24 protein-coding genes are annotated in these 25,782 nt (G+C 42.9%); 14 read left to right on the forward strand and 10 right to left on the reverse strand.

Translation table 11 applies throughout. The features are described 5' to 3' along the window. Positions 1 to 170 precede the first annotated feature (170 nt). Both N5J47_RS15620 and N5J47_RS15625 read right to left on the reverse strand, forming a co-directional pair. Complete coding sequence (locus tag N5J47_RS15620; RefSeq protein ID WP_279960800.1) at positions 171 to 1,127, reverse strand: TerC family protein; 957 nt, start codon at positions 1,125 to 1,127, stop codon at positions 171 to 173. A 268-nt stretch (positions 1,128 to 1,395) separates the two neighbouring features. Continuing rightward, positions 1,396 to 2,346, reverse strand: a complete 951-nt coding sequence (locus tag N5J47_RS15625) for a LysR family transcriptional regulator (protein WP_279960801.1) — start codon at positions 2,344 to 2,346, stop codon at positions 1,396 to 1,398. Positions 2,347 to 2,451: 105 nt separating this feature from the next. On the opposite strand from N5J47_RS15625, the gene N5J47_RS15630 reads away from it, so the two are divergent. The 4 genes from N5J47_RS15630 to N5J47_RS15645 are packed head-to-tail and all read left to right on the forward strand — an operon-like array spanning position 2,452 to position 6,277. Continuing rightward, positions 2,452 to 3,684 carry an acyl-CoA dehydrogenase family protein gene (locus tag N5J47_RS15630; RefSeq protein ID WP_279960802.1) on the forward strand — a complete coding sequence of 411 codons (1,233 nt, stop codon included), beginning with the start codon at positions 2,452 to 2,454 and terminating at the stop codon, positions 3,682 to 3,684. 12 nt (positions 3,685 to 3,696) lie between these two features. Continuing rightward, entirely contained in the window at positions 3,697 to 4,818 is a 1,122-nt protein-coding gene (locus N5J47_RS15635) for a phosphotransferase family protein (protein WP_279960803.1), read from the forward strand. Next, positions 4,815 to 5,513 carry a phosphoglycerate mutase family protein gene (locus N5J47_RS15640; RefSeq protein ID WP_279960804.1) on the forward strand — a complete coding sequence of 233 codons (699 nt, stop codon included), beginning with the start codon at positions 4,815 to 4,817 and terminating at the stop codon, positions 5,511 to 5,513. The genes N5J47_RS15635 and N5J47_RS15640 overlap by 4 nt, the downstream gene beginning before the upstream one ends. 20 nt (positions 5,514 to 5,533) lie before the next feature. Beyond that, positions 5,534 to 6,277, forward strand: a complete 744-nt coding sequence (locus tag N5J47_RS15645; RefSeq protein ID WP_279960805.1) for an SDR family oxidoreductase — start codon at positions 5,534 to 5,536, stop codon at positions 6,275 to 6,277. A gap of 231 nt (positions 6,278 to 6,508) precedes the next feature. Here N5J47_RS15645 and mpl read toward each other — a convergent pair whose 3' ends face one another. After that, on the reverse strand, positions 6,509 to 7,870 hold the full coding sequence (gene mpl, locus N5J47_RS15650; RefSeq protein ID WP_279960806.1) for a UDP-N-acetylmuramate:L-alanyl-gamma-D-glutamyl-meso-diaminopimelate ligase: 1,362 nt from the start codon (positions 7,868 to 7,870) through the stop codon (positions 6,509 to 6,511). A gap of 183 nt (positions 7,871 to 8,053) precedes the next feature. Between mpl and N5J47_RS15655 the strand changes: the two genes are divergently transcribed. From N5J47_RS15655 to N5J47_RS15670, 4 genes are all read left to right on the forward strand, one after another. Then, the gene (locus N5J47_RS15655; RefSeq protein WP_061517215.1) at positions 8,054 to 8,407 is read left to right on the forward strand and encodes a DMT family protein; all 354 of its coding nucleotides are present in this window, start codon (positions 8,054 to 8,056) and stop codon (positions 8,405 to 8,407) included. Positions 8,408 to 8,541: 134 nt separating this feature from the next. After that, complete coding sequence (purE, locus tag N5J47_RS15660) at positions 8,542 to 9,054, forward strand: 5-(carboxyamino)imidazole ribonucleotide mutase (protein WP_136459096.1); 513 nt, start codon at positions 8,542 to 8,544, stop codon at positions 9,052 to 9,054. A gap of 11 nt (positions 9,055 to 9,065) precedes the next feature. Then, entirely contained in the window at positions 9,066 to 10,187 is a 1,122-nt protein-coding gene (locus N5J47_RS15665) for a 5-(carboxyamino)imidazole ribonucleotide synthase (protein WP_279960807.1), read from the forward strand. 1,048 nt (positions 10,188 to 11,235) lie between these two features. Continuing rightward, complete coding sequence (locus tag N5J47_RS15670) at positions 11,236 to 12,534, forward strand: lytic murein transglycosylase (RefSeq protein ID WP_279960808.1); 1,299 nt, start codon at positions 11,236 to 11,238, stop codon at positions 12,532 to 12,534. Between the two features lie 49 nt (positions 12,535 to 12,583). On the opposite strand, the gene N5J47_RS15675 is transcribed toward N5J47_RS15670, so the two are convergent. The 4 genes from N5J47_RS15675 to N5J47_RS15690 all read right to left on the reverse strand — a co-directional run bounded on the left by N5J47_RS15675 (position 12,584) and on the right by N5J47_RS15690 (position 16,603). Beyond that, positions 12,584 to 12,955, reverse strand: a complete 372-nt coding sequence (locus N5J47_RS15675) for a hypothetical protein (RefSeq protein ID WP_279960809.1) — start codon at positions 12,953 to 12,955, stop codon at positions 12,584 to 12,586. A gap of 132 nt (positions 12,956 to 13,087) precedes the next feature. Further along, positions 13,088 to 13,993, reverse strand: a complete 906-nt coding sequence (locus N5J47_RS15680; protein ID WP_279960811.1) for a matrixin family metalloprotease — start codon at positions 13,991 to 13,993, stop codon at positions 13,088 to 13,090. Positions 13,994 to 14,386: 393 nt separating this feature from the next. Continuing rightward, positions 14,387 to 15,298: a matrixin family metalloprotease gene (locus N5J47_RS15685; RefSeq protein WP_279960812.1), complete on the reverse strand. Its 912-nt coding sequence runs from the start codon at positions 15,296 to 15,298 to the stop codon at positions 14,387 to 14,389. Positions 15,299 to 15,691: 393 nt separating this feature from the next. Next, positions 15,692 to 16,603: a matrixin family metalloprotease gene (locus N5J47_RS15690; protein WP_279960813.1), complete on the reverse strand. Its 912-nt coding sequence runs from the start codon at positions 16,601 to 16,603 to the stop codon at positions 15,692 to 15,694. A gap of 181 nt (positions 16,604 to 16,784) precedes the next feature. Between N5J47_RS15690 and N5J47_RS15695 the strand changes: the two genes are divergently transcribed. Beyond that, the gene (locus N5J47_RS15695) at positions 16,785 to 17,663 is read left to right on the forward strand and encodes an MBL fold metallo-hydrolase (RefSeq protein WP_279960814.1); all 879 of its coding nucleotides are present in this window, start codon (positions 16,785 to 16,787) and stop codon (positions 17,661 to 17,663) included. Positions 17,664 to 17,718: 55 nt separating this feature from the next. Here the strand turns inward: N5J47_RS15695 and dnaK are convergent, their stop codons facing one another. The 3 genes from dnaK to N5J47_RS15710 all read right to left on the reverse strand — a co-directional run bounded on the left by dnaK (position 17,719) and on the right by N5J47_RS15710 (position 21,410). Then, positions 17,719 to 19,662 (reverse strand): molecular chaperone DnaK, encoded by a 1,944-nt coding sequence (dnaK, locus tag N5J47_RS15700; protein ID WP_279960815.1) that lies wholly within the window; start codon positions 19,660 to 19,662, stop codon positions 17,719 to 17,721. Positions 19,663 to 19,811: 149 nt separating this feature from the next. Beyond that, on the reverse strand, positions 19,812 to 20,357 hold the full coding sequence (grpE, locus tag N5J47_RS15705) for a nucleotide exchange factor GrpE (protein WP_267982156.1): 546 nt from the start codon (positions 20,355 to 20,357) through the stop codon (positions 19,812 to 19,814). A 159-nt stretch (positions 20,358 to 20,516) separates the two neighbouring features. Continuing rightward, positions 20,517 to 21,410 carry a LysR family transcriptional regulator gene (locus N5J47_RS15710; RefSeq protein ID WP_279960816.1) on the reverse strand — a complete coding sequence of 298 codons (894 nt, stop codon included), beginning with the start codon at positions 21,408 to 21,410 and terminating at the stop codon, positions 20,517 to 20,519. Positions 21,411 to 21,517: 107 nt separating this feature from the next. Between N5J47_RS15710 and N5J47_RS15715 the strand changes: the two genes are divergently transcribed. The 5 genes from N5J47_RS15715 (at position 21,518) to N5J47_RS15735 (ending at position 25,487) form a co-directional block, all read left to right on the forward strand. After that, positions 21,518 to 22,381, forward strand: coding sequence for an MBL fold metallo-hydrolase (locus N5J47_RS15715; protein WP_279960817.1), 864 nt, complete (start codon positions 21,518 to 21,520; stop codon positions 22,379 to 22,381). A 391-nt stretch (positions 22,382 to 22,772) separates the two neighbouring features. After that, the gene (locus tag N5J47_RS15720) at positions 22,773 to 23,015 is read left to right on the forward strand and encodes a hypothetical protein (RefSeq protein WP_267982159.1); all 243 of its coding nucleotides are present in this window, start codon (positions 22,773 to 22,775) and stop codon (positions 23,013 to 23,015) included. A 274-nt stretch (positions 23,016 to 23,289) separates the two neighbouring features. Beyond that, a complete protein-coding gene (locus N5J47_RS15725; RefSeq protein ID WP_267982160.1) occupies positions 23,290 to 23,487 on the forward strand; it encodes a hypothetical protein in 198 nt (65 codons plus the stop codon). 237 nt (positions 23,488 to 23,724) lie between these two features. Continuing rightward, complete coding sequence (locus N5J47_RS15730; protein WP_279960818.1) at positions 23,725 to 24,795, forward strand: alpha/beta hydrolase; 1,071 nt, start codon at positions 23,725 to 23,727, stop codon at positions 24,793 to 24,795. Positions 24,796 to 24,932: 137 nt separating this feature from the next. After that, on the forward strand, positions 24,933 to 25,487 hold the full coding sequence (locus tag N5J47_RS15735) for a peptidylprolyl isomerase (RefSeq protein ID WP_279960819.1): 555 nt from the start codon (positions 24,933 to 24,935) through the stop codon (positions 25,485 to 25,487). The last annotated feature ends 295 nt before the right edge of the window (positions 25,488 to 25,782 follow it).

Genomic DNA, 25,782 nt, shown 5'->3' on the forward strand with positions numbered 1-25,782 from the left:
GGCCTGATCGACATTGATGTGAACAGCCCTTGTTTTATTATGTTTCTGATTAGGAAAGATAAAAGCTTTAAGCCGCCATATGATATTGATCTGTTTTTTTAATGTACAGTCTATTTTTATGATTTAACTGTTCAGGCACCTGAACTTATCAAATGCCTGAATTCAACTGATTAAGATTGCAACTGCTTTTTATTATGACGTAATGATAGATAAGCGGTGATACTGAGTACCAGTACGATAAAGCCCAATGAAATCCAGATTGGCATGTGGAATACATCCAGCAATAACATTTTCGCACCAATAAACAATAAGATGATGCCCAGTCCATACGGTAGGTAATGCAGTTTGGTTGCGGCACCAGCCAGCAGGAAGAACATGGCACGTAGGCCTAGAATTGCCATCAGGTTTGCAGTCAGGACAATGAACGGATCACTGGTGACAGCAAAGATTGCAGGGATGGAATCCACCGCGAAAATCACGTCAGATGCTTCAACCAGAATTAAGACCAGAAACAACGGCGTTGCCCAAAGTAAGCCATTTTGACGCACGAAGAACTTGTTGCCCTCAAGTTGTGGGGTAATCCGCATGTGCCCGCGCAGCCATTTAAGTAATTTAATATCTTCGATATTGGTTTCTTCATCCTGCCCTTTCAGGAACTTGAAGCCTGTATAAACGAGGAACGCACCGAAAATATACAGCACCCAGGAAAATTCCTGCACGAACCAAGCCCCAATAAAGATAAAGATGGTTCTTAAAACAATTGCGCCGAGTACCCCATACAGCAGGATTTTACGCTGCAACGCAGGTGGAATGGCAAATGCGGCGAAAATCATCAGCCAGACAAAGACGTTGTCAATCGCCAGCGATTTTTCCAGTAAATAACCCGCAAAGTACTCCATGGTTTTTTGGTTGGCGATGGTTGTCCCGATGGTTTGCTGTAGATAGAGCCACAAACCTCCACCAAACAGCACCGCCACAGTGACCCAAGCCACACTCCAGTAGGCAGCCTGCCTGATTGGGACATCCTGATCCTGTTTTTGTTTAAAGCCTAAAAAGTCGACCAGTAGCATGACCGCCACAATGCCGAAGAACAACACATACAGCCATAGATTGCCGATAGTTTCCATCACAACTCCCTATCTGGCAAATGGACATAAAAAAACCTTGACCAGTTGCCAGATGAATTAAATAAAACATCTGTTTCAACATGATCAAGGTCTTGCCTACATCACCATAAAGGATGATGCTCAGAGTCCGACTTTTTGCAAAGTGTAATGACGGAGCTCTGACACCTGAGTACCACAATTTCAGCACTGAGGTTTGGAGGAGGCTACTCCCCTTGTCAAATTCTGTATGGATAATGACATCCAAAGATGTGTATAGAATTACATACTTTTAAACAATGTGCAAATCTCTATCAAATAAGTCAGGATTAAAAATCTTTAAGATCTCAGTCCGTAAAAACTGGTGTCGGGGATTGTGTTTGACATGTTCATGCCAGTACATGCCCATCCTGATTTTGGGCAGTTCAATCGGCAAGGCATGGATATGCAAATCCGTTGAATAATGCAGATGTTTGAGGATACTTTGTGGAATAGTGAGGATGGCATTTGGATATTGCGCCAGTACCTGCAAGGCGGTTGCATAGTGCTGGCAACGCAGGAAAATTTGACGGGATAATTGTTGGCGGTTGAGATAAATATCTTCCAGTAACAGCCCTGTACGCCGTGAGGACACACCGATATGCGGTGAGGATAGATAAAGCGATAAATCCATTTCAGCCTGTGGGGTACACACTACAAAATGGTCTTCAATCAGGTTTTCAAACTGCAAATTGGCTTGATAAGGCTGTACCAGATCAATAACAAAATCAATTTGCTGGGCTGCAAGATCGGCCAGCATATTTTTACGGTCCAGCTTGGAACTCAAAAACTGAATATCCAGATTCAGTTGTGCAAAGTGATGCACCAACTGGGGGAAAATAATTGGCTCAATTTCATCATGAATGGCAATTTTCAGGCTGTGCAACATGCTGGGGTCAAAGTCCTGTTGCGGCACTGCAATACCCTGAATAGTCAATAAGGCGGTTTGAATCGGCTGATAAATCTGCTCGGCATAGGGTGTGGGCAGCATTTTCTGGCCGCTGCGGACAAACAGTTCATCATCAAGCTGTGTGCGTAGACGCTGTAAGGCATGACTAACCGCAGACTGGCTGATACACAGTAGTTGCGCCGCTTTGGAAATGCTCTTTTGTTCAAAAATGGCGATAAAAAGTGGATAGAGATTAATGTCAATCCGATGGAAATGTCCCACTTCCAGTGGGCTGGTATTATGAATATGATTCATAGTTATGCATAAAATAAAATCATTTCATTCATAATAAAATTTCGCTTATGGTGATGTAAAGCAGCGAATCAATATTCGCCATATTCTAAATTGAGGGAACTGATGATGTTTGCATTATCCGAACGCGCACAGGATTTTATTGCACGAACGCAAGCCTTTATTCAACAAGAAATAGAACCCGTTGAAAAAGCATTTTGGGATGAGGTGCATCATTTAAATGTGGATGGTGACTGGACCAAATGGCAATGGCCTGAACAATTACAACAATTGAAAAATAAGGCCAAAGCCGCAGGCTTATGGAATATGTTTTTACCAGATGCTGAGTTGGGTGCAGGTTTGTCGGTGCAGGAATATGCGCATATCGCTGAGCTGACAGGACGTAGTTTGCTCGCGCCAACGGTTTTTAACTGTAATGCGCCTGATAGTGGCAACATGGAAGTATTATGGCGTTATGGCAGTGAAGCGCAAAAACAACAATGGCTGCAACCCTTACTCGCTGGAGAGATTCGTTCGGTATTCTGTATGACTGAACCTGCGGTAGCGTCCAGTGATGCCACCAATATGCAGGCCACCGCGGTGGTGGATGGGGACGAAATTGTACTGAATGGGCGTAAATGGTGGTCGTCTGGTTTGGGTGATCCCAATGCCAAAGTGATCATTTTTATGGCCTATACCCCTGACCCAAGCAAAGACCGTCACCATCAACATTCGATGGTGCTTGTACCGATTGAAACGCAAGGCGTGACCATTGAACGAATGTTGCCTGTGTTTGGTGATTACGATGCGCCACATGGACATGGGCAGGTTAGTTTTGACAATGTGCGTGTGTCAGTGAGCAATTTTATTGGTGGTGCGGGACAAGGTTTTGAAATTGCACAAGGGCGTTTAGGGCCAGGACGCATTCATCATTGTATGCGTTGTATTGGCGCAGCAGAAAAAGCGTTAGAGTTGATGATTGATCGTGGTATGTCCCGTAAAGCCTTTGGCAAAGAACTATTAAAGTTGGGTGGGAATTTAGAACGTGTGGCAGAAGCCCGTGTGCAAATTGACCAAGCCCGTTTATTGACGCTGTATGCAGCCTATAAGATGGATACGTTGGGCAATATGGCAGCACTCACCGAAATTTCTGCGATTAAAGTGGTTGCGCCGACAGTCCTACAAAATGTGGTGGATATGGCGATCCAGATTCACGGTGGTGAGGGTGTGTCACGCGATACCCCACTGACAGCATTCTTTAATCAGGCACGTAGTTTACGTTTAGCCGATGGACCTGACGAAGTACATAAGGGCATGATTGCCAAACTGGAACTTAAAAAACGTGGTTATGGTCGTGGATAAGGATATAAGAAAATGACAGTGATTGATGTGGGTGGTCAGGTTCGTAAAGGTGAGGAACTGGATATTGCAGCGGTTGAAACATGGTTAAAAAATCAGGGCGTGGCACTACAAGGACAGGCACAGGTGACTCAATATTCGGGTGGTGCTTCCAACTGGACCTATCGCCTGCAATATGACAACGCCGACCTGATTTTACGCCGCCCACCGAAAGGCACCAAAGCCAAGTCAGCACATGATATGGCACGTGAATATAACGTTCAGAACTATCTTGCACCATTCTATCCAGTTTTGCCTGAAATGCTGGCACTGTGTCAGGATGACAGTGTAATTGGCTGTGATTTCTATGTGATGAAACGGATTGAAGGCATTATTCCACGTGCCAATTTACCCAAAGAATTACAACTGGATGAGCAACAGGTTCAGCAACTGTGTTTGAATGTGCTGGATAAGCTGATTGAGTTGCATCAAGTGCCTTATCAGGGAACTGAGCTGGAAAAACTGGGTAAGGGCGATGGCTATTGCCGCCGTCAGGTGGAGGGTTGGGATGGTCGTTATGCCAAAGCCTTAACGCCGAATGTGCCTGATTTTGCCTTTGTGCGTCAGTGGTTACAGCAACATATTCCAGCCGATTCTAAAACTTGTGTGATTCATAATGACTGGCGTTTTGATAATGTCATTCTCGATCCAAACCAGCCGACCCAAGTGATTGGTGTGCTGGATTGGGAAATGGCGACATTGGGCGATCCATTGATGGATTTGGGCAGCGCCCTTGCCTACTGGATTCAGGATGATGACGATGCCCTGATGAAATCCAGCCGTCGTCAGCCAACCAATTTAAAAGGCATGCTGACACGCCAGCAGGTGGTGGATTACTATCTGGATAAAACAGGCCTACAACCAGAAAATTGGGCTTTCTATGAAGTGTTTGGCTTGTTCCGTTTGGCGGTGATTGCACAGCAGATTTATTATCGTTATTACCACCAGCAAACCGATAATCCTGCCTTTAAGGATTTCTGGATTTTGATTCATGCTTTGCATATTCGGGCGTTAAAACTGATTGCAGCAAACAATGCTGAAGCACAGCAATTGATTCCTGAATATGGCGCAAAACTACAGGATATTTTAAAACGATGAGCACAATTTATCTGGTGCGACATGGACAGGCCTCATTTGGTGCGGCAAGTTATGACCAGCTTTCGGCCAAAGGTGAACAGCAGGCACAGGTGGTGGGTGATTTTTTTAAGCAAACCCTGAAACATCCCCCACTGGTGGTTGCAGGTTCAATGCAGCGTCATCAACAAACCGCACAGTTGGCCTTGTCGAAAAGTTTCCATGATGCACCGATTCAAACAGAGTCTTTATGGAATGAATTTGACCATCAACAGGTGTTTGCACAATACGAACCACGGTTTAATCAGCCTGAATTGCTGAAACAGGATGTCGAGCTGGTAGCCAATCCACGTGCCTATCTGGCCAAAATTTTTGATGGCGCGATTGATCGCTGGATTGGAGAGCAATATGACCATGAATATCATGAGACTTGGTTGGGCTTCCAGACCCGTGTAGAAACGGCTTTGCAAACCCTGTGTGAGCATCTTGATGCGACACCACAGCGTCAGGCAGTGGTGTTTAGTTCTGGTGGCGTGATCTCTGTGGCTGTGGGCAAGGTCTTGGGTTTAAATGCCAAACAGATTTTTGCACTGAACTGGTCTATCACCAATGCCAGTATCACCACGTTGCGTTGGGTGGATGGGCGTTTGCAGTTACTCAGTTTTAATGAGCATCATTATTTAAAAACACATGATGCAGAACTTCTTACATGGATTTAAAAAAACAATAGGTGGCAGACATGGCAAAGACGATTTTAATTACTGGTGCAAGTTCGGGCTTGGGTGCAGGTATGGCGCGTGAGTTTGCTGCCAAAGGTTACAACCTTGCGCTGTGTGCACGGCGGCTGGAACGGTTGGAAACACTCAAACAGGAGCTACAAAGCCAACATTCGGTGCAGGTGGATATCAAGGTGCTGGATGTTACCCATTACGATGATGTTTTCACTGTCTTTAAGGCCTTTCAGCAAGAATTCGGGACGATTGACCGCATTATTGTCAATGCGGGTGTGGGTGATGGCCGTCGTATTGGTAAGGGCAATTTTGAAGTGAACCGAGCCACTGCTGAAACCAACTTTATTTCGGCATTGGCGCAGTGTGAGGCGGCTGTTGAAATCTTTAGGGCGCAGAATAAAGGGCATTTGGTGGTGATTTCCTCGATGAGCGCACTACGTGGCCTACCAAAGCATTTATCGACCTATGCGGCCAGTAAGGCGGCGGTTGCACACTTGGCAGAAGGGATTCGTGCGGAGCTGCTCAATACACCAATCAAGGTATCCACGATTTTTCCAGGCTATATTCGTACCGAGATGAATGAGGGTGCGAAAAAACTACCATTTGAGGTGGATGAGAAAACGGGTTGCAAGGCTTTGGTCAAAGCCATTGAGAAAGCACCTGTAAAAGCGTATGTACCGCAGTGGCCGTGGTTGCCGATGGGGATTGCCATGAGGATTTTGCCTTTAAAACTGGTAAATAAATTGAGTTAATTACAATAAATGGATTGGATATATTTCATTTGGAAAAGGCTGCACAGCCTTATATAGGCTGAATAGGTTTAATTGTTTTTGTATAGGCATTTCCCTTACTTTTCAGGGATGAAAAGTAACAAAAATTCTTTGTTGAGCAGAGTGTACGTCCATGTAACCCCTGCTCAACGGGCGGCATCCATGCCGCCTGTCACGATAGTGAATACCGTTCTAAAATTATGAAAAGCTCGATTACGACAAAGCCGTAATCAACTTTTGGTGCAATCCACCAAACCCGCCATTGGACATGATCACCACAGCATCACCCTCACCTGCTTCATTGACCACACGGGCAATGATCTCATCCAAAGAACGGCTGACTTCGGCCTTGTTTGATGAAGCTGCAATCACAGGCTGTAAATCCCAGTCCAGTCCCTCTGGTTGATACCAGATCACTTCATCGGCTAAACGTGCAGAATGCGCCAAGCCATCTTTGTGGCTGCCCATACGCATGGTGTTGGAACGTGGTTCAATGATCGCCCACAGTTTACGCTCGCCTAAACGCTTACGTGCGCCGTCCAGCGTGGTTTCAATTGCGGTTGGATGATGGGCAAAGTCATCATAGACTTCGATGCCACGCACTGTACCCAGCAATTCCATACGGCGTTTTACCCCACCGAAGTTGGATAAAGCTGCACAGGCTTGTTCAATGGTTACACCCACATGCTGAGCTGCGGCAATGGTGGCTAAGGCATTGGCAACGCTATGCTGCCCTGTCATATTCCATTTCACTTCACCGATTACATTGCCATGTTCCAGCACGTTAAAGTGGCTGCCATCGGCACTGATCAATTCAGCAGATAAAGCGGCTTGGTCATTGGCTTCAAGACTGGTACGAATGACAGGCGTCCAGCAACCCTGTGCTAACACTTCATCAATATTGGTTTCAGTAATCGGGGCAATAATACGACCCTCACTTGGAATGGTACGCACTAAATGATGGAACTGTTTTTGAATGGCAGCAAGGTCATCAAAGATATCAGCATGGTCAAATTCAAGGTTGTTTAAAATCGCTGTTTTAGGGTGGTAATGAACGAATTTGGAACGCTTATCAAAGAATGCAGAGTCATATTCATCCGCTTCCACACAGAAATATTTTCCACCACCTAAACGTGCGCTTTCGCTAAAACCAAGCGGTACGCCACCGATCAAAAAGCCAGGATTTAAACCTGCCTGATCCAGCACCCAAGCCAGCATGGTCGTGGTTGTGGTTTTACCATGTGTCCCCGCCACACCAAGTACATGCTTGCCCTGCAAGACATGATCTGCCAAAAACTGTGGGCCAGAAACATAAGGCAAACCCTCGTTTAGCATATACTCGATGGCATCAATACCACGTTTCATGGCATTGCCCACAATCACAAGATCAGGATGCGGCTGCAAATGGCTGCGGTCATAGCCCTGCATCAGCTCAATGCCTGCATTTTCCAGTTGGGTTGACATTGGTGGATAAACATTGGCATCTGAACCTGTGACTTTATGTCCTAAATCTCGTGCCAATAGAGCCAAAGACCCCATAAACGTGCCACAAATACCCAAAATATGCAGATGCATGTTGTATCTCGCTTTATTCATTCACGTAAAACGTGTGTTATGCAGTTAAAAATTTGCCTCAAAAGATAGCAAGGCTGCTATGGAAAAGATAGTCAAAATTCGTTGTTGTTCTTTACTTATAATGACGTTGAGGAATGATAAAATTCCAGTGTTTTTAAAATAGTATTCCTATAAAAGGACATTATGTTGAGCTTCCCTCTGCTGGCGTTATGCCTATTGATAATTTCCAACTGTTTTATGACTTTGGCATGGTATGGGCATCTTAAAATTTTACATGATGCCCCGCTTTGGCAAGCGATCCTGTTTAGTTGGTGTATTGCCCTGCTGGAATACAGTTTTATGATTCCTGCAACCAAACTGTTAAGTCAGCATGGCTGGAGTCTGGGAGAAATGAAAATTACACAGGAAGTCGTCACTTTATTGGTGTTTGTGCCCTTTATGATTTTCCTGTTTAAGCAGCCTTTTAAACTGGACTATGTCTGGGCGATGTTTTGTTTGATGGGCTGTGTCTATTTTGTGTTCCGTAACCAAAGCTAATTTTTCGGACACTGCCTAGATGTTGTTTATTTGGGGATGCCTGAAAAAACCGCTATAATATTTGCCAATTTATTCCTTTGTGCTTGGCGCGAGTCGAGACATTCCCCTATTTTTATCATGTTTTGGAAAAGCCAATGAATGCGGTCGCAACAGATAGCCAACCTTTAGTCGGGATTATCATGGGTTCTCAATCCGATTGGGCAACACTCGAACATACCGCGAACATGCTCAAACAACTGGGTGTTCCTTTTGAAGCTGAAGTGGTTTCTGCGCACCGTACCCCAGACCGTTTGTTTGAATATGCGGAAACAGCGCGTGATCGTGGCATTCAGGTGATTATTGCGGGTGCGGGTGGCGCGGCGCATTTACCAGGCATGTGTGCAGCCAAGACCGATTTACCTGTACTGGGTGTGCCTGTGAAATCCTCAATCTTAAATGGTGTTGATTCATTGCTTTCCATTGTGCAGATGCCAGCAGGCATTGCAGTGGGAACACTGGCAATTGGTCAGGCAGGTGCAACCAATGCGGCGATTATGGCAGCACAAATTCTAGGTTTGACGCGCCCAGAGATTGCTAAAAATGTAGCAGACTTCCGTACCGCACAAACAGAAAAAGTGTCTAGTAACAATATTCCTGGTCAAGTTTAACGGAGTTGATCATGAATAAAACCATTGGCATTTTTGGTGGCGGACAACTTGGGCGTATGATGGCGCAAGCAGCTTTACCACTCAATATTCAATGCACATTCTTTGAAGCGGAAACCAATTGCCCTGCTGCGATTTTGGGACCTGTATTTTCAAGCAAAAATGCACAGGGTTTACAGGATTTCATCGCCAGTGCCGATGTATTTAGCCTTGAATTTGAAAATACGCCTGTTGCTGATGTAGATGTTTTGACCCAAACCAAGACACTGCACCCCCCTCGCCTTGCTCTGGCAACTGCTCAGAATCGTTTGGCTGAAAAAGGCCTGTTTGATGAATTAGGTATTCCTGTTGCGCCGTACCGTGCTGTAGATAGCCTAGACAGCTTAAAACAGGCCGTGGCTGATCTGGGTTTGCCAATCGTACTGAAAACCGTGACTGGTGGCTATGATGGCAAGGGCCAGTTTGTATTGCGTTCCGAAGATCAGGTTGATACGGCCTGGGCTGAGCTTGGTCCCGCTAAAAGCTTGATTGCTGAAAGCTTTGTGAAGTTTAGTCGTGAAGTGTCAATCATTGCGGTGCGTGGGCAGGATGGCGATGTCAAAACTTGGGCACTTGCTGAAAACCACCACCATAATGGTATTCTGTCACACTCAATCGTCCCTGCACCAAACAGCACAGATTTACAGCCTGTCGCGCAGGATTACATCACCCGTCTGCTCAACCATCTTAACTATGTTGGTGTGTTGACACTTGAACTGTTTGTGACGGAACAAGGCCTCTACGCCAATGAAATGGCGTGTCGTGTGCATAACTCGGGTCACTGGTCGATTGAGGGCGCAATTTGCTCACAGTTTGAAAACCATATCCGTGCAGTTGCAGGCTTACCATTGGGTTCAACTGATGTGGTTCGCCCAACTGTGATGATCAATATCATTGGTCAGCATCCAAAATCGGAAGATGTGCTGGCACTCAAAGGTGCACATCTACATCTTTACAATAAGTCTGAACGTGCTGGCCGTAAGTTGGGACATATTACGTTGATGCCGAATAACCGTGATGATTTAACGGACCTGTGTCGTCAACTTGCCAAAATTCTACCTGTGCCATTGGCACTGACTGATGAAATGAAAATTTAAATTCATTTTTATAATCAGAGCGACTTTCGGGTCGCTTTTTTATTGGCTGATGTTTAAATTTAAAGTTTTAAATTCAAAACCATAAAAGGATGAAAAATATTGGGTTTGTGGATAAGTTTCTTTTACAAATTTGAATTTAAAACCGAGAGCGTAATTTGAATTCAAAACGATGAAAGTGGATCATTTGCAGTTTAAATTCAAAATATCTGTCAGTTTTTAAATTTAAAATCAGGATGGTGTTTTTATTTGAGGTTAAGTGATTAGTCTGGGAATATCTTTCCGTATCAAGAAAAATTGGATAAGTTGATATAAATCATAAAAATTATTTTTTTGTATGCAGTAGGTTGTTAATTCATAAAAATAATATAATTTTCAATGTTTTAAATTTATATTTTAATTCTAAAAAGGAGTCACTATCTAAATGAGTGACAACATTACCCAAGAAAAAATTTGCCATCTATATGGTGAGTAATTAAAGCTTTGCAAGGTGAACTTCGCTCAAACTATTCGGATTACGCTTGATAAAAGCTTTGCTTTTTGGTGTTGAACATTCATATTTAGGGCTTTGTCTGGATTGTGGATAACTTTATTTTGTGTTTTTGAATTTAAAGTACGGGATAAAATTTGAATTCAAGATATTCAACATGCCTTTGTATAAGTTTTGAATTCAAAAAATCTGTTGGCTTTTGAATTTAAAATTAGCTTGTGCTTTTATTTGAATTTAAATGATCAGCTTGTGGATTATGTTTTCTCCTATAACAAGAAAAATTAACTAAGTTTCTATAAAACATAAGAGTTCAGGCTTTGGTTGAGAAAGATTGAACTCTATAAATGAATTTAAAAGTAGGCTGTATTTTTGAATTTAAAACTTATAAATTGGTTTGTGGCTATTTTGAATTCAAAAATGATTGCAGGTTTTGAATTTAAAATGAGAACTTTAAATTTAAAAGACAATAAATGAATTCAAAGTTACGATTGCAAACGGAACATGGTGCAGTTGCATGTTAAGGTGAACAAGAAATTTAAATTTAAAAACTCTGGTTAAGACATGAAACATCATTTTTCTTTATTTATAGGCACTGCCTTATTTGCTTTCTTTAATCAAGCACACGCAGAACTCATTATTAATGGTGCAAAGGTGGCGAGCACCACAACGGCAGCGGCACCTGTAACAGGCAGCTATACGTCAAATTCCAGTTTTCAGGGTTGTCTGGCAAATTTACGCTCCCAGGCAATTGCCTCAGGTGTTTCTGGCTTAACCTATGATCGTTATACGCAAAATTTGGCACCAGACTATTCGGTCATTGATAAATTAAATTATCAGCCTGAATTTTCGACCCCGATCTGGGATTATCTGTCTGGGCTTGTGGATAACGAGCGTGTGCAGGCTGGGCAGCAGAAACTGGCCCAGCATCGTGCGGTACTCAACCGTGTGGAGCAGGCCTATGGTGTTCCTGCTGAAACGGTGGTAGCCGTGTGGGGTGTGGAAAGTAATTATGGAGACATTTCAGGTAAATATCCTTTATTGCAGGCTTTGGGGACACTGAGCTGTGAGGGCCGCCGCCAAAGTTATTTCCGTGGCGAGTTCTTTGCCACCATGCGGATTTTACAACGCGGCGATTTAACCCAGGATCAGTTGTATGGTTCCTGGGCAGGTGCTTTTGGCCATACCCAATTCATGCCATCCACCTATGAGCGTCTGGCGGTGGACTTTGATGGGGATGGCCGCCGTGATTTGGTTTCAAGCACCACAGATGCCTTGGCTTCAACTGCCAATTTCCTAAAACGGGCAGGGTGGCAAACTGGCATGCCGTGGGGCTTTGAAGTGAAAATTCCACAAGGCATGTCGGTTGCAGGCGAAAGCCGTCGTAATAAAAGGTCACTGAATAGCTGGATTGCGCAGGGCGTAACCCGTGCGGATGGTACGGCATTGATTCAGGGCAATTTGTCAGGCAGCACACCAGCGGGGCTGATTACACCAGCAGGTGCCAATGGCCCAGCATTTTTGGTATTTAAAAACTTCGATGCGATTTATAGCTATAACGCAGCGGAAAGTTATGGATTGGCAATTGCGCATCTATCCGACCGTTTAAGGGGTGGAACACCGTTTTTAACTGCCTGGCCAACAGATGATGCTGGCACCTCACGTGCAGAACGTCGTGAAATCCAGCAGTTCCTGATTCAGCGGGGCTATAACATTGGGGTCGTAGATGGTTTGATTGGTGATAAAAGCCGTCAGGCCATTCAAAAGGAACAAAGCCGTTTAGGCTTAAACCCTACAGGACGGGCCGGTCAGCAGATTCTCCGTGCTTTTCGCCAGGAACAAGCTAAACAAATGATGCAATAATAATGTGTTCATCAAAAAAGGTCTGCAAATCAATGCAGACCTTTTTTACTTATGGCGCATCGTCCAGTTTAACCGCTTCCAGAATATCAAAAATCACCGCAGTCACATCCTGACTTAAATCACGGTCATTAAAAATTTCATAGGCCGTGATGGTCACATCAGTGTCACTTGGCAACTGTTTTTGTTCTTCTTCAATCAGATGTTCAATGGGTAAAAGGGTCTGTTTCACTTCCATATGCAGGATTTCGTCATAAGCAACGTTTTCGTCCTCAAGCTCGATTTCCTGCTCATTGAAATAAGGGATTAAAATAGAGTGGAGATAAGGGCTAATATCCTGAATATCTAGGATTTCAATATCACGAGTCTGCTCAATCGTACTGATGTGATCGTTCACCTCAATCAGGATATGATAATAACTCATGTTGATCTCCGCTTAAGACTAAAATGATGCTTTATCGACACAATAACATGAATAAATCAAAAGAATCGACCCATTCTTGTTATCTTGTTCAAAAACATCATTCGGGAAATCCATGATACTTTTGGACTAGGCTTATCGGGACAAACCCAGTAATTCTAGATCGGTATCTGTTAGCTGAAAGTCCTTGGCATCCTGTTCCTTGATACGTGGATACATGAGGGACTTTGGATTGTGGGTGTGTTTAAGCCCCAGTGCATGACCAAATTCATGTGCAAGGGTTAAACGCAGGTCATCAATTGAGGAAAACTCATAAATAGAAATCTGGTTTCCCTCAAACTGTCCCTTGTGAAGCACTTCAGGCTTAAAGGTCTGGTTAAACTGGGCAACAGACTCAGCCATTTGTTGATGAAGCTTTTTAAGTTTTTCTGTTTGCTGGTTAAATTGCTGTATCTGCTGGTTGTGTTGCACAATATGGCCCTGTAACTGGGCTGCCTGCTGCTCCAGACGGGATTGCTGCTGTTGAAGTCCAGCCACGAACTCAGAACGAGAACCTTGTGCCTTGAATTGTGCCAATGCCTGCTGATATTGCTGAACCTGGCTTTCATAGCCTTTCTTTTGCAATTCAAGCTGTGTTTGCGATTGGGTTAGATTATCTTTTAATGTTTTTAACTGCTGGTTTTCATTCAGCCATTTTTGCTGTTCCTGCTCCAGTTGGTTCAGGTTTTCCGAACGCTTCATGCTGCGAATCTGGCGCTGGTCAAACACCAGGTTGATGGAAAATTTCGCTTCAGGATCATAAACAAAATAATTCTGTCCTGTGTCTTTTTCCCAAATGGCAGCCGCCTGTTTACTCAGCTCAACCATTTGCTGCTGGCTGATATTTAGGCGTGGATCAAGGTCGGCAATACGGTAGCGTAATGGGTTCTCAGAACTATAACGCACTGGTGAGAATTCGGCATGGGGCGAAACCTGGGCACAAGCCGCTGTATGGGCCAACATGGATAAGCATGTAGCCAATAGGAGAGAGAATAGGCGCATAATAAAAAACAAAAAAAGCTTGAAAACGATCGTATTTTAACCAAACTTATACATGAGTCAAACTGATATATTTTTGTACAAATCATCAATTTAGAAAATATTTCTGGAAAATGAATAAAAATACCCATAGGGAAATAGAGCAAAAAAGTTGAATAAATAATCAGATGTTGACTAATAAATAAGCAAAAAATGAGACAGAACAAATGTTTATTTTTTATAGCTGTTTTGTGAATTCTTGTTAATTTATATAAAAATTCACATAAACAAGAGGTGTAAATAATTGTAAAAATATAATATTTTTCACATAATTATTTTTTAAATTTGCGCGAAAAATACACTAATCTGTCATTTTTTGTCAGTAATTGACGGCTGATATTTGGTAAAAATTATGCTTTACAAGCTTGCTTTCACCAACTCCCGATCTGAATCAGTGAGCGAGAATTTCTGGATATTCTGTTTTTGAATGACGGGATACATCAAGGAGCTTGGATCATCGGTATGGGGTAGGCCCAAGGCATGGCCAAACTCATGTGCGAGGGTCATGCGTAGGTCCTCAAGAGAGGAGAATTCATAAACCGTAATCTGTCTGCCATTAAAAAGGCCCTTATGGAATAGGCGAGGCTGGAAGACCTGGTTAAATTGATTTGCCGATGCAACCAACTGCTGATTGTTCTGGTTTAAACGTATAATTTCCTGATTGAGTTGCTGTGTCTTTTGGTTGTGTTGCTGGATTTCACGCTGTAGTGCCGCAGACTGGAGTTCAAGCGCATGCTGTCGCTGATTGAATTGCTCAGCCATATCTTTGGAGGATGAGCGCTGCTGGTTAAAGCGCTGCACTTCCATGTTGTATTGTTGAAACTGGGCAGTAAGCTGGGATTGTTTACTGGCAATCAAAGCCGTGGTTCTTTGCACCTCATCCTTGATCTGCTGCAATTGCTGGTTCTGGTTTTCCCATTGCTTTTGTTGCTGCTTCAGTTGATTCAGGCCTTGAATACGATTTGAGCTATGTTGCTGGCGCTCGTCATATACCAGGTTAATGCTAAACTCAGCTTGAGAGTCATAGATAAAGTGCTGTTGCCCTGTCTCCTGTTCCCAAATCTTTGCGGCTTGCTGGGTGAGTTCCAATAACTGCTGGGTAGTTAAATTAAAGCGTGGATCAACTTCAGCGATACGATAATACAGTGGTTTTTTTACCACCTCATGGCGATGAGAACTTATGCTGTGTAGATCATTTTGGGCATAACTGAACTGGCTGGAGCCCATGCATAAACATGCAGTAACCATCGCAACACTGAGATAACGCATAAGCCAGACTCCTCAAAATATGGCTTATTTTTGAGCAATATTTTAAAAAGGTCAAAATGCTATCTATTTAATAAATAAAACTAAAAAGTGTGATTTTTTTCTAATAAATAAAAAAAATGAATTGGATGGTTTACAGAATTAAAAAAGCAGCAATAGGGTTGTTTTTTTAATCATAACTGGAAAAATATCAAGCGATTAAACTGAGTTGTGGAAAAAATTAAGAAAAATTTTGGCTGAAAAAACAAAAAAACGTTCAATTGTTAACTTTTGTAAGTTATCTTTAAAACAGCATAATTTTTTACTTTTTGGTGAAATATTGCCTATTTGTGACATTTAAAGTCCACCGAAATCTTAAGCTATTTCCACCTTTAACAGAGTCGGACTATGCGGTGATTATCTTGCCAGCAGTAGGTCGCGGTCTGCCTGGGTTAAACGAAAGTGGGCAATATCCTGATCTTTCATGACTGGATGCATCAGTGCATGGGGATCATCAGTATGTTGTAGACCTAGGGCGTGACCCAGTTCATGTGCCAGTGTAAGGCGTAGGTCATCCTCTGATTCAAATTCATAAATCAGGATCTGTTTGCCATTAAACAGGCCTTTATGAAATAAATGAGGCTGAAAACGCTGTTTATATTGCCTAACAGAGGCATTTAATTGCTGGTCAAGCGCATTCAGTTCATCAATTTGCTGGTTGAGTTGACTGATTTTTTGGTTGTATTGACCAATTTCCTGCTGTAGTTGCTCAACATTTTGCTGTAGATGCTGTTGCCGTTGCTGGAAATATTCAGCATTGGCAGAGGAGGAGGGACTACGTTGGGCAATCTGTCGCTCCTGATTGTAGTATTGAATCTGTTGGTCCAGTTGTAGCTGTTTTTGTTCCAATATCTGTTTATTTTGCAGGACTTCCTGTTCGATCTGGTCAAGCTGCTTCTTTTTATTTAGCCATTGCTGTTGATTGGTTTCGAGTCGGCTTAAATGTTCCCGACGTTGCTCACTTTCATACTGCCGTTCATCATAGATTAAATGAATCGTGAGCTGTGCATTCGGGTCATAAACAAAATAATCCTTTCCAGTGCCATCTTTCCAGACTTGTGTGGCTTGCTGGCTAATCGCCCTGACCTGTTCAACACTGAGTTTAAAACGTGGGTCAACTTCGGCAATACGATAGCGTAGCCGATGATCCAGTGGATGAAGTAGACGGGTTGATAATGAATTAAACTTGAGTTGAGGATGTTGGCGGGTTTGATAACCCGACCACAATAGAAAAAATGCTAACCCCAACATTAAAAAAACACGAGTCATTCTATTTTATGTTCTTCTGGTTAATATGATGCAAAACAGTCCAGGACATCTCTGTCTAAACGCTCAGTCGGTCAACTATAACAAAATTGGAAGAACACTGAAAAATATATAATCATTCTTCTGATTCTGTTTTAATGAATTGATAAAAAATGGATGAATATAAAAAGACCAAGGAATGAAGATGCTGAAATATTTACTTAAAGCTCCCGAGGCGGGATGGGCTGCTGCATCGCCAGCTCGGGCAACAGTTGAAAATTTAAAAATCAGGTATTTGGGGACAGCGGGATTTATCCTGTCTGACCAGCATCGTACAGTGGTACTCGATCCCTTTATTAGCCGTCCAAGCCTGTGGCAGACCTTTACCCAACCTTTATTGAGTGATCCAGCATTGGTGAGGCAGTATATTCCACAGGCGGATGAGGTGCTGATTGGCCATGCGCATTATGATCATATTCTGGATGCGCCAGAGGTGTGTAAACAAACGGGTGCGCGCTTAATTGGTTCACAGGCCAGCTTAATGTATGGACGTTCAGCAGGTCTTTCTGAACAGCAGATGCTTGAAACAAAGGGGCGGGAAACCATTGACTGTGGAAAATGGCAAGTTGTGGGTTTGCCATCCATACACGGTAAGGCACTGTTTGGCCGTGTGCCATTACCAGGCGATATGACCACTCCACCCCCTTATCCTCCCAAGTTTCATCATCTGCGGCATGGTCAGGTCTTCAACTGGTGGATTCATACGGGCAAGCTCAGTGTGGTGCATATTGATTCAGCCGACTTTATTGAGCAGGAATTACAGGGGCGAGAGGCTGATATTGTGTGTCTATGTGCGATTGGACGTAAATATCGCCCCAACTATGTTAAGGATGTAGTGCGGCTACTCAAGCCAAAATATATTATTCCGTGTCACTGGGATACCATGGTGACACCGATTGATAAAACGCCAGAATTATTACCTGGTGTAAATATTCCCGAATTTATTGAAGAAATTAAGGCCTGTGGCGTGATCCCCTTGTTTATGCCGATTTTGGGTGAGTTGTATTTTGATCAAAATAGATAAAATAGAAAGCATAAAAAAACCGCGCTTTCGCGCGGTCTTTTGTTAAAGTGACAAATTATTTTTTGTCATCTTTCACTTCTGTGAACTCAGCATCTACAACGCCATCGTCCGCTTTTTGCTGTTGACCCGCATCACCACCTTGGAATGCATTTGGATCAAATCCTTCTGCGCCACCAGCACCCTGTGCCTGTTCGTAGGCACGTTGCGTGATTGGCATCAAGATATCCTGTAATGCTTCGGTTTTCGCCTTGATCACATCAACATCATTTTCCTTGGTTGCTGCTTCAAGCTCAGAAACCGCAGCTGCAACCGCAGTTTTTTCATCTTCAGTGACTTTGTCACCAAGATCTTTCACGGCTTTATTCGAGCTTGCCACCAAAGCATCTGCTTCGTTACGTGCTTTAGCCAATTCTTCAAACTTACGGTCTTCTTCAGCATTCGCTTCAGCATCCTTGATCATTGCCTCGATTTCAGCATCAGACAAGCCTGAGTTTGCCTTGATCTGGATCGATTGCTCTTTACCCGTACTCTTGTCTTTCGCAGACACTTTCAGGATACCATCAGCATTGATGTCGAATGACACTTCAATTTGTGGCACACCACGTGGAGCTGGTGGAATGTCGCCCAACTGGAAGTTACCCAACAATTTGTTTTGTTGAGCCATTTTACGTTCACCTTGGTACACTGAAATGTCTACCGCAGGCTGGTTATCGGCCGCTGTTGAGAACACTTGTGATTTCTTCGCAGGAATCGTGGTGTTCTTCTCAATGATTGGTGTTAATACGCCGCCCATTGTCTCGATACCTAAAGTCAGCGGTGTTACGTCAAGTAAAAGTACGTCATTCTTGTCACCAGACAATACCGCACCTTGAATCGCCGCACCAATCGCAACCGCTTCATCAGGGTTCACGTCTTTACGTGGCTCTTTACCGAAGAATTCCTGTACTTTTTGCTGTACCATCGGCATACGAGACTGACCACCAACCAGAATCACGTCAGAGATTTCAGAAGTCGAAAGACCTGCATCTTTAAGCGCGATACGGCAAGGCTCAATGGTACGGGCAACCAGGTCAGCAACCAGACCTTCAAGTTTTGCACGTGTTACGTTGATCACCAAGTGTTTAGGACCAGTCGCATCAGCCGTGATATACGGAAGGTTGATTTCAGTTGCGTTAGAAGAAGAAAGCTCGATTTTTGCTTTCTCAGCCGCTTCTTTCAAACGTTGTAACGCAAGTGGATCATTTTTCAGGTTTACACTTTGTTCTTTCTTGAACTCTTCAACCAAGAATTCAATCAAGGCGTTATCAAAGTCTTCACCACCAAGGAATGTATCACCGTTAGTCGATAACACTTCGATTTGCTGGTCGCCATCAAGGTCTGCGATTTCAATGATTGATACGTCGAATGTACCACCACCCAAGTCATAAACCGCGATTTTACGGTCGCCTTCTTTTTTGTCCATACCGAACGCAAGTGCCGCAGCCGTTGGTTCGTTGATGATACGTTTAACATCAAGACCCGCAATCTTACCTGCATCTTTGGTCGCCTGACGCTGAGCATCGTTAAAGTAGGCAGGAACAGTGATCACTGCTTCAGTAACAGTTTCGCCCAAGTAGTCTTCCGCTGTTTTCTTCATCTTTTTCAAGATTTCAGCAGAGATCTGTTGAGGTGCCAATTTCTTGTCGTTGACTTCAACCCAGGCATCGCCATTGTCAGCCTTGATGATTTTATAAGGTACAAGACCAATGTCTTTTTGTACCGCCTGATCTTCATAACGACGACCGATTAAACGCTTGATTGCGAATAATGTGTTTTTCGGGTTGGTTACAGCCTGACGCTTCGCACTTTGACCCACCAGGATTTCGCCATCTTTATACGCAATGATCGATGGGGTTGTACGTGCGCCTTCCGCATTTTCAATTACTTTTACTTTATCGCCTTCAAGTACAGCAACACATGAGTTGGTAGTACCTAAGTCAATACCAATAATTTTCGCCATTTGGTGTGTTCCTCTAAAATTTTGTTGCAATGTTTTGCTTGTTATTCGATATGAGAGTCAAACGGTTTTTTTCAAGCATTTTTATGAAAAAAAATCAAAAAACTCTCAAATTTCTGCATTTTTGAGCAAAAAACGCTTGCTCACGCGCATTATTGACCCACCATCACCATCGCAGGACGAAGTAAACGTCCATTCAGGGTATAGCCTTTCTGCAACACCGTACCAATCTCATTGGCCTTGGCATTTGGATCAATACCTACCGCCTGGTGTAAGTCGGCATTGAAGCCATTTTGGGTACTCGCCTCAACCACGCCAAATTTTTCCAGTGTGGTCAAAAGGGATTTCAGGGTCAGTTTCACGCCTTCGAGTACAGGTGTCTGTTCTTCACCAGCCGCCTGAATCGCACGTTCAAGGTTGTCGACAGAATCCAATAACTCTTTTGCAAACTTTTCCAGCACCGTATCTTTGTGCTTTTCCGATTCACGCTGGATACGCTCCACACTTTTTTGTGCTTCATATACAGCATTTGCGGTACGCACCTTTTCAAGTTTTAGGCTTTCTTCAAGCTTGCTAATCTGAGCCTGTAAATCTTCAACGCTAAGCTCGTTTGCCTGCTCTACACTTTCAGCTTGAGTTTGTTCAGTTTGTTGCTCATTTTGAATGTCTTGAGCTTGCTCATTGTGCTCATTAGCCATTGATGATCTCCGTTTAAAAAAGTTCTCAAACATGTACAGTCCTTTTGGCATAAGTGCTCATCGGGTTAAACCTGAACTGCCACATATTGGTCATTCATAGATACGGATGAGGTATGGGCAACACGACAAAATTCAAGCGTTCAGGTTCATTTAAATCTTTTAATTATGCTGATTTAAGTAAAAATTCAGGTTTTCAATCACGAAAGCGATGAATTCCTGGGTTATTTTCGGTAAATGTTGCCTTGAAGCATACACTAAAGACAATGTCAGGTCGGGTGCAGAAAAACCTGTAAACACCTGTTGCAAACGATGTTGTGCAATATCCTCTCGCACCAGCAGGGTGGGCAGCATGGCAACGCCCTGCGCTTTGAGGCACATCTGATAAAGCGCAATCACATCATTGCTTTTGAACGTAACATTTAATGGATAGTTTTGCGGTTGCTGATCTGTATCAAACAGGGTCCAGTAGTGGTTATGGGTATGATGGGCAATGCAGTCATGCTGAATCAGCTGGCTTGGATGCAAAAGGGGAGTGTGGTCCTGCAAGTAATGGGGATGGGCACAGAAAGTGGATTGGATCTGGCAGACAGGGCGTGCAATCAGTCCATCCGCGACTTTCTGGGTAATCCGTAGCGCAAGATCAACCTGCGCATCCATCAGATCAACAGTATTTTCCGTTAAATACACATCAAAATGTATGTGAGGATAAAGCTTTTTAAATTGCGTGATACATTCATTCACGCCCAACTGGAACAGAAACAGGCCACAGGTAAAGCGAATTGTACCTGTGTGTTGTTCGGGGGCGGCCAGACTTTCTAAAAGCTGTTGTTGCTGTAAGATATTTTCACAATAGACCAAGGCTTTTTCACCCGCAGGGGTGAGTGAAACTTTACGGGTGTTGCGCTGAAAAAGGCGTGTTGAAAAGGTCTGTTCAAGGTGTTCGAGATAGCGGGACACCATCGCTTTAGAATAATCCAAATGTTCTGCGGCTTTACTCAGATTGCCTTGATGTGCAATACAGACAAAGACCTGAATGGCTTTTAAGGTATCCATGTTTATTATGATTGTTGCAAGATATGCAACATTTTATCTTAATCCAGGGTGTTTATTCAGCAATAATTGCAATTTAAAGTGTTTCCTATCAGATAGGAGACAAACAAATGAATACTAAGCCTTATGCACTTACTTTTATAGCATTATCAACATTCGCGGCATCTTCAACGTCATTCGCACAAGAGTTAAAAATCCAGAATTTTTTAGCCAAGCCTGAACATTTTGGGGTGACCTCCACCTTGATTGAGGGTGATAAGGAAGTCTTATTGGTCAATGCACAATTTTCTAAATCAGAAGCCTTGCGTATTGCCGCCGATATTCTGGATAGTGGTAAAACCCTAAAAACCATCTTTGTCAGCTATGGCGATCCTGACTTTTATTTTGGTCTGGATGTATTCAAGCAATATTTTCCCAATGTGCAAATTATCGCAACCCCTGAAACAGTGAAACATATTCAGGATACACAGGCCCTAAAAGTACAGTATTGGGGGCCAAAAATGGGTGCCAATGCACCAAGTAAAATTATTGTTCCCCAGGTTTATACGGCAAAAATCTTAAAATTTGAAAATGAAAACATTGAAATTAAGGGCAAAAAAGAACTGACCTATTTATGGATTCCAAGTGCCAAAGCTGTAGTGGGAGGAATTCCTGTTTCATCAGGCATTCACCTGTGGACCGCAGATACCCCAACTGCCAAAGATCGTGCTGAGGTGGTGCAGACATTGGAAAGTATTAAATCTTTAAATCCTAAAGTTGTGGTACCAGCGCATATGAAAGCAGGTGCAGCCGAGGGTTTAGATGCAGTTAATTTTTCAATTGACTATTTAAAGCAATATGAAAAAGCTGTAAAAGAGACAAAAAATTCGGCTGCACTCATCCAGATGATGCAGAAACAATATCCAGCTTTGGCTGAATCCAGCAGTCTGGAACTGGGTGCCAAAGTGGTAAAAGGGGAAATGCAGTGGCCTTAAAACGTCATTAAAAAAATTGATAACCGTGATGTCTCATCACGGTTTTTTATTGCGCCATATAAAGGAAATTTGCCTGTATGACTTACATTGTAAGCATGTAGGGGAGTTATACGGTGTTTATATAAATTATAAAAAATGAAGATAAACAGGTTTCTGCCCATGAAAATAGCATGTATATCAATAAAACTTTTGAATAGATAAAGTCTTAGCGATTTTATAAATGATAAAAAATACGTGAATGCTAAATCGAACTGATTTAATAAAAATTGCAAAATCATGCTGCATCCATAACAAACTGCAACTAATCCCCATCACGCCAGCGGAAAAAATTGTGAATGATAGGCAACGCAAAGACGACTTTGCTTTTTGTCATAATGAAAGGAAATACACAATGAAAAAGTTAGCATTGATCTCAATGGTTGTCGCTGGTGTTGCGTTGACGGCTGTGGGATGCTCAACCCAAGGTGGTCTGGATGCTTCTGGTTCGGCCCAGACAAGTGCAAGCCCAGCAGGTGTGCAGGGTGGTGTAGGTGTACAGGCGGGAACATCGGTTGATGTTCAGCCAGGTAGCGCATCTGCCGATGTTTCTGGTTCTGTTTCAGGCTCAGCAGGTGCGGATGCATCAGCACAGTAATCTCAAATTTGCACTCCCTGCGATAGATTGTCATGTCGATGCCAACACACCAATCTACACATATACTGCTATATATGTTGCGTGAAGTGCCGAGATTAAACTGAAGCATAAAAACTAGAATCATTTGATGGGTTCTAGTTTTTTGTTTGGTGCATCATTTGCCAAACTGACATAAAAAATAACGGTAACGGACTTATACATTAATAGGCAAAACCGCAATGATGTTGCCCTACAGACAAAAAAGTTTGTATTCGATGTTATTGAGGGAAAATATATGAAGCAATTTGCTTTGATTTCGATGCTGGCGATTGCCACAAGTGCAATGATGGGCTGTGTCTCTGTGGAGGCAACAGGCTCGACCAAAGTGGGCATAGGTTCACATGGTGTGCAGACAGGTGCGGGCGTTAAAGCCAATGTTCAACCTGGGCAAGTCGGCATCAATATTTCGGGTTCAGCCTCAGCTGGACGCTAAATAACGTTGGACTCAAAAGCAGGATGCTGTTTTTGAGTCTTGGCAATAAAAAACAGGTAAATCACTTTTATTGACATAAAAAGCAAGTATAGATAAGCAAAATGGTTAATGACTTTTTCAGATATGACCTTTAGGTTACAAGATATTTTTTAAATGCTTGATCTTGATCTATGACTTTATTCAGGCATATAGTCAGAGAGGACAAGAACGATGGATAGAGCGAAAAAGGGGAAAAACGTGTCAGCATTACCTCAGAAAATTCAAACACTTTTAGATAAAGGACAAGGTCCTGCTGCACGAGCACTTGATAAGCTGCCCAAGATTGTACAAGAGTCGATAGCCAAGATTTTAGGCTACCCTTACCAATATCCAGACCTGGACGCATTTACCAAATGCATTATGGCGGTTCAGATTAAGCAGGGACATATTGGCTTTATTGGTGATGATCCAATTGAATCAAGACGACAATTCGATGCGCAAATGCTTGCGATCCTGAATAAGCCAACCTCTATTGAATCTGTTGAAGATATTCGCCTGCCTTTGCAAAGCGGAACGGTATTTGCGAGACACTACCATCCCGCACCCAATAAAAAACTCCCGATGATTGTCTATTATCATGGAGGTGGGTTTGTGGTGGGTGGCTTGGATACCCATGATGAAGCATGCCGCCTCATTGCCAAGTATGCAAAAGTACAGGTGCTCAGTATTGACTATCCACTTGCTCCTGAGGCATCACCACAACAATTGATTCAATCCTGTGAGGATGCCTTGGCGTGGGTTTACCAGAACCGCCGTCAACTTAAAATTTATAAAAACCGTATTGCTGTGGCGGGTGACAGCGCAGGGGGTAATATCAGTACCGTGGTTGCACAACATGCTGCTGGAAAATCCTATGCACCACAGGCGCAATTACTCATTTATCCTACGGTTGACTTCAAAAGTCGTCACCCATCTTTCTATGCCTATGGTCAGGGCCTGGTCCTTACCAGTAAGGATGTCGATTACGTGACCGAATACTACGCAACCCAGCACAATGTTGCCTTGGATAATCCGTTGATTTCTCCAACTTACGGCAATCTTAAAAAACTGGCGCCTGCCTATGTCCTTACTGCTGGACATGACTTGCTGCATGATGAAGGTGAGATTTATAGCCACAAACTCAGACAGAATGGCGTCAAGGTCCAGTATGTGGACTACCCAGACCAGAGTCATGGCTTTATCAATATCACGCCAGTTTCCAGCAAGGCGAAACGTCACACCATCGAGATTGCGAAAAACTTCAGGAAGTTTTGGGATAAGCATAGTTAATTCATGTGTGAACCCATGTTCCACGTGGAACATGGGTATTTTATTGTAGACAACAAATAAAAATAGCAAAAATGGATTTGCAAAACATAAGATGATGGGCTACAACAAATCTATTTTACAGGTCGAGAAAAGCAATTATGAAAAAGCTGTTCATTGCAACAAGTCTAATTCTGGCAAGTGGTTCTTTATTTGCAAATACGCTGGTCGATATGAAAACCAGTATGGGGACGATTGAAATAGAACTATATGATGATCAGGCGCCTATATCAGCAAAGAACTTTGAAAATTATGTGAAGAGTAATTTCTATTCAGGAACGATTTTCCATCGCGTTATCCCAGGCTTTATGATTCAGGGTGGGGGCATGGATGTAAACATGATTGAGAAAACCACAAAAGCACCTATTGTAAATGAAGCGAGTAATGGTCTGAAAAATAACCGTGGTACTTTGGCAATGGCACGTACCAGTGATCCCAATTCTGCAACAAGCCAGTTCTTTATTAATGTCGCTGACAATAACTTCCTGAACCGTTCAGCAATGGACGCAGGTTATGCGGTATTTGGTAAAGTCACCAAGGGAATGGACATTGTCGATAAAATTGTAAAAGTACCTACTGGAAACTATGGAATGCACCAGAATGTACCAAAACAACCAATTAAAATTATCAGTGTTCAGATAAAGAACAAAAAGTAAAAAGCAAAGCAGAAATATAAATAAAATATTTCTGCTTTATTTTCATATAAATGCAATAAAATAACGGTAAATATAAACGTTTTGATGAGTAAAAAAACAACACTCAATAAAACAGTGCTTTGAAAACACTTGCGCACCAAAAAAAATCTCCTATAATGCACACATCCCAACGCAATGAAGCAAAAGAACTTAGCTTTAACGGTTAAGTTGCTAGAATTCATTGCGTTTACTTATCGCTGACGAAGCGGTGAGAAGATCATTAAGAGAATAGAAGAACAACTTGTGTGGATTTTTG

The sequence above is a fragment of the Acinetobacter sp. GD03645 genome (assembly GCF_029845285.1).
GTDB lineage: Bacteria > Pseudomonadota > Gammaproteobacteria > Pseudomonadales > Moraxellaceae > Acinetobacter > Acinetobacter corruptisaponis.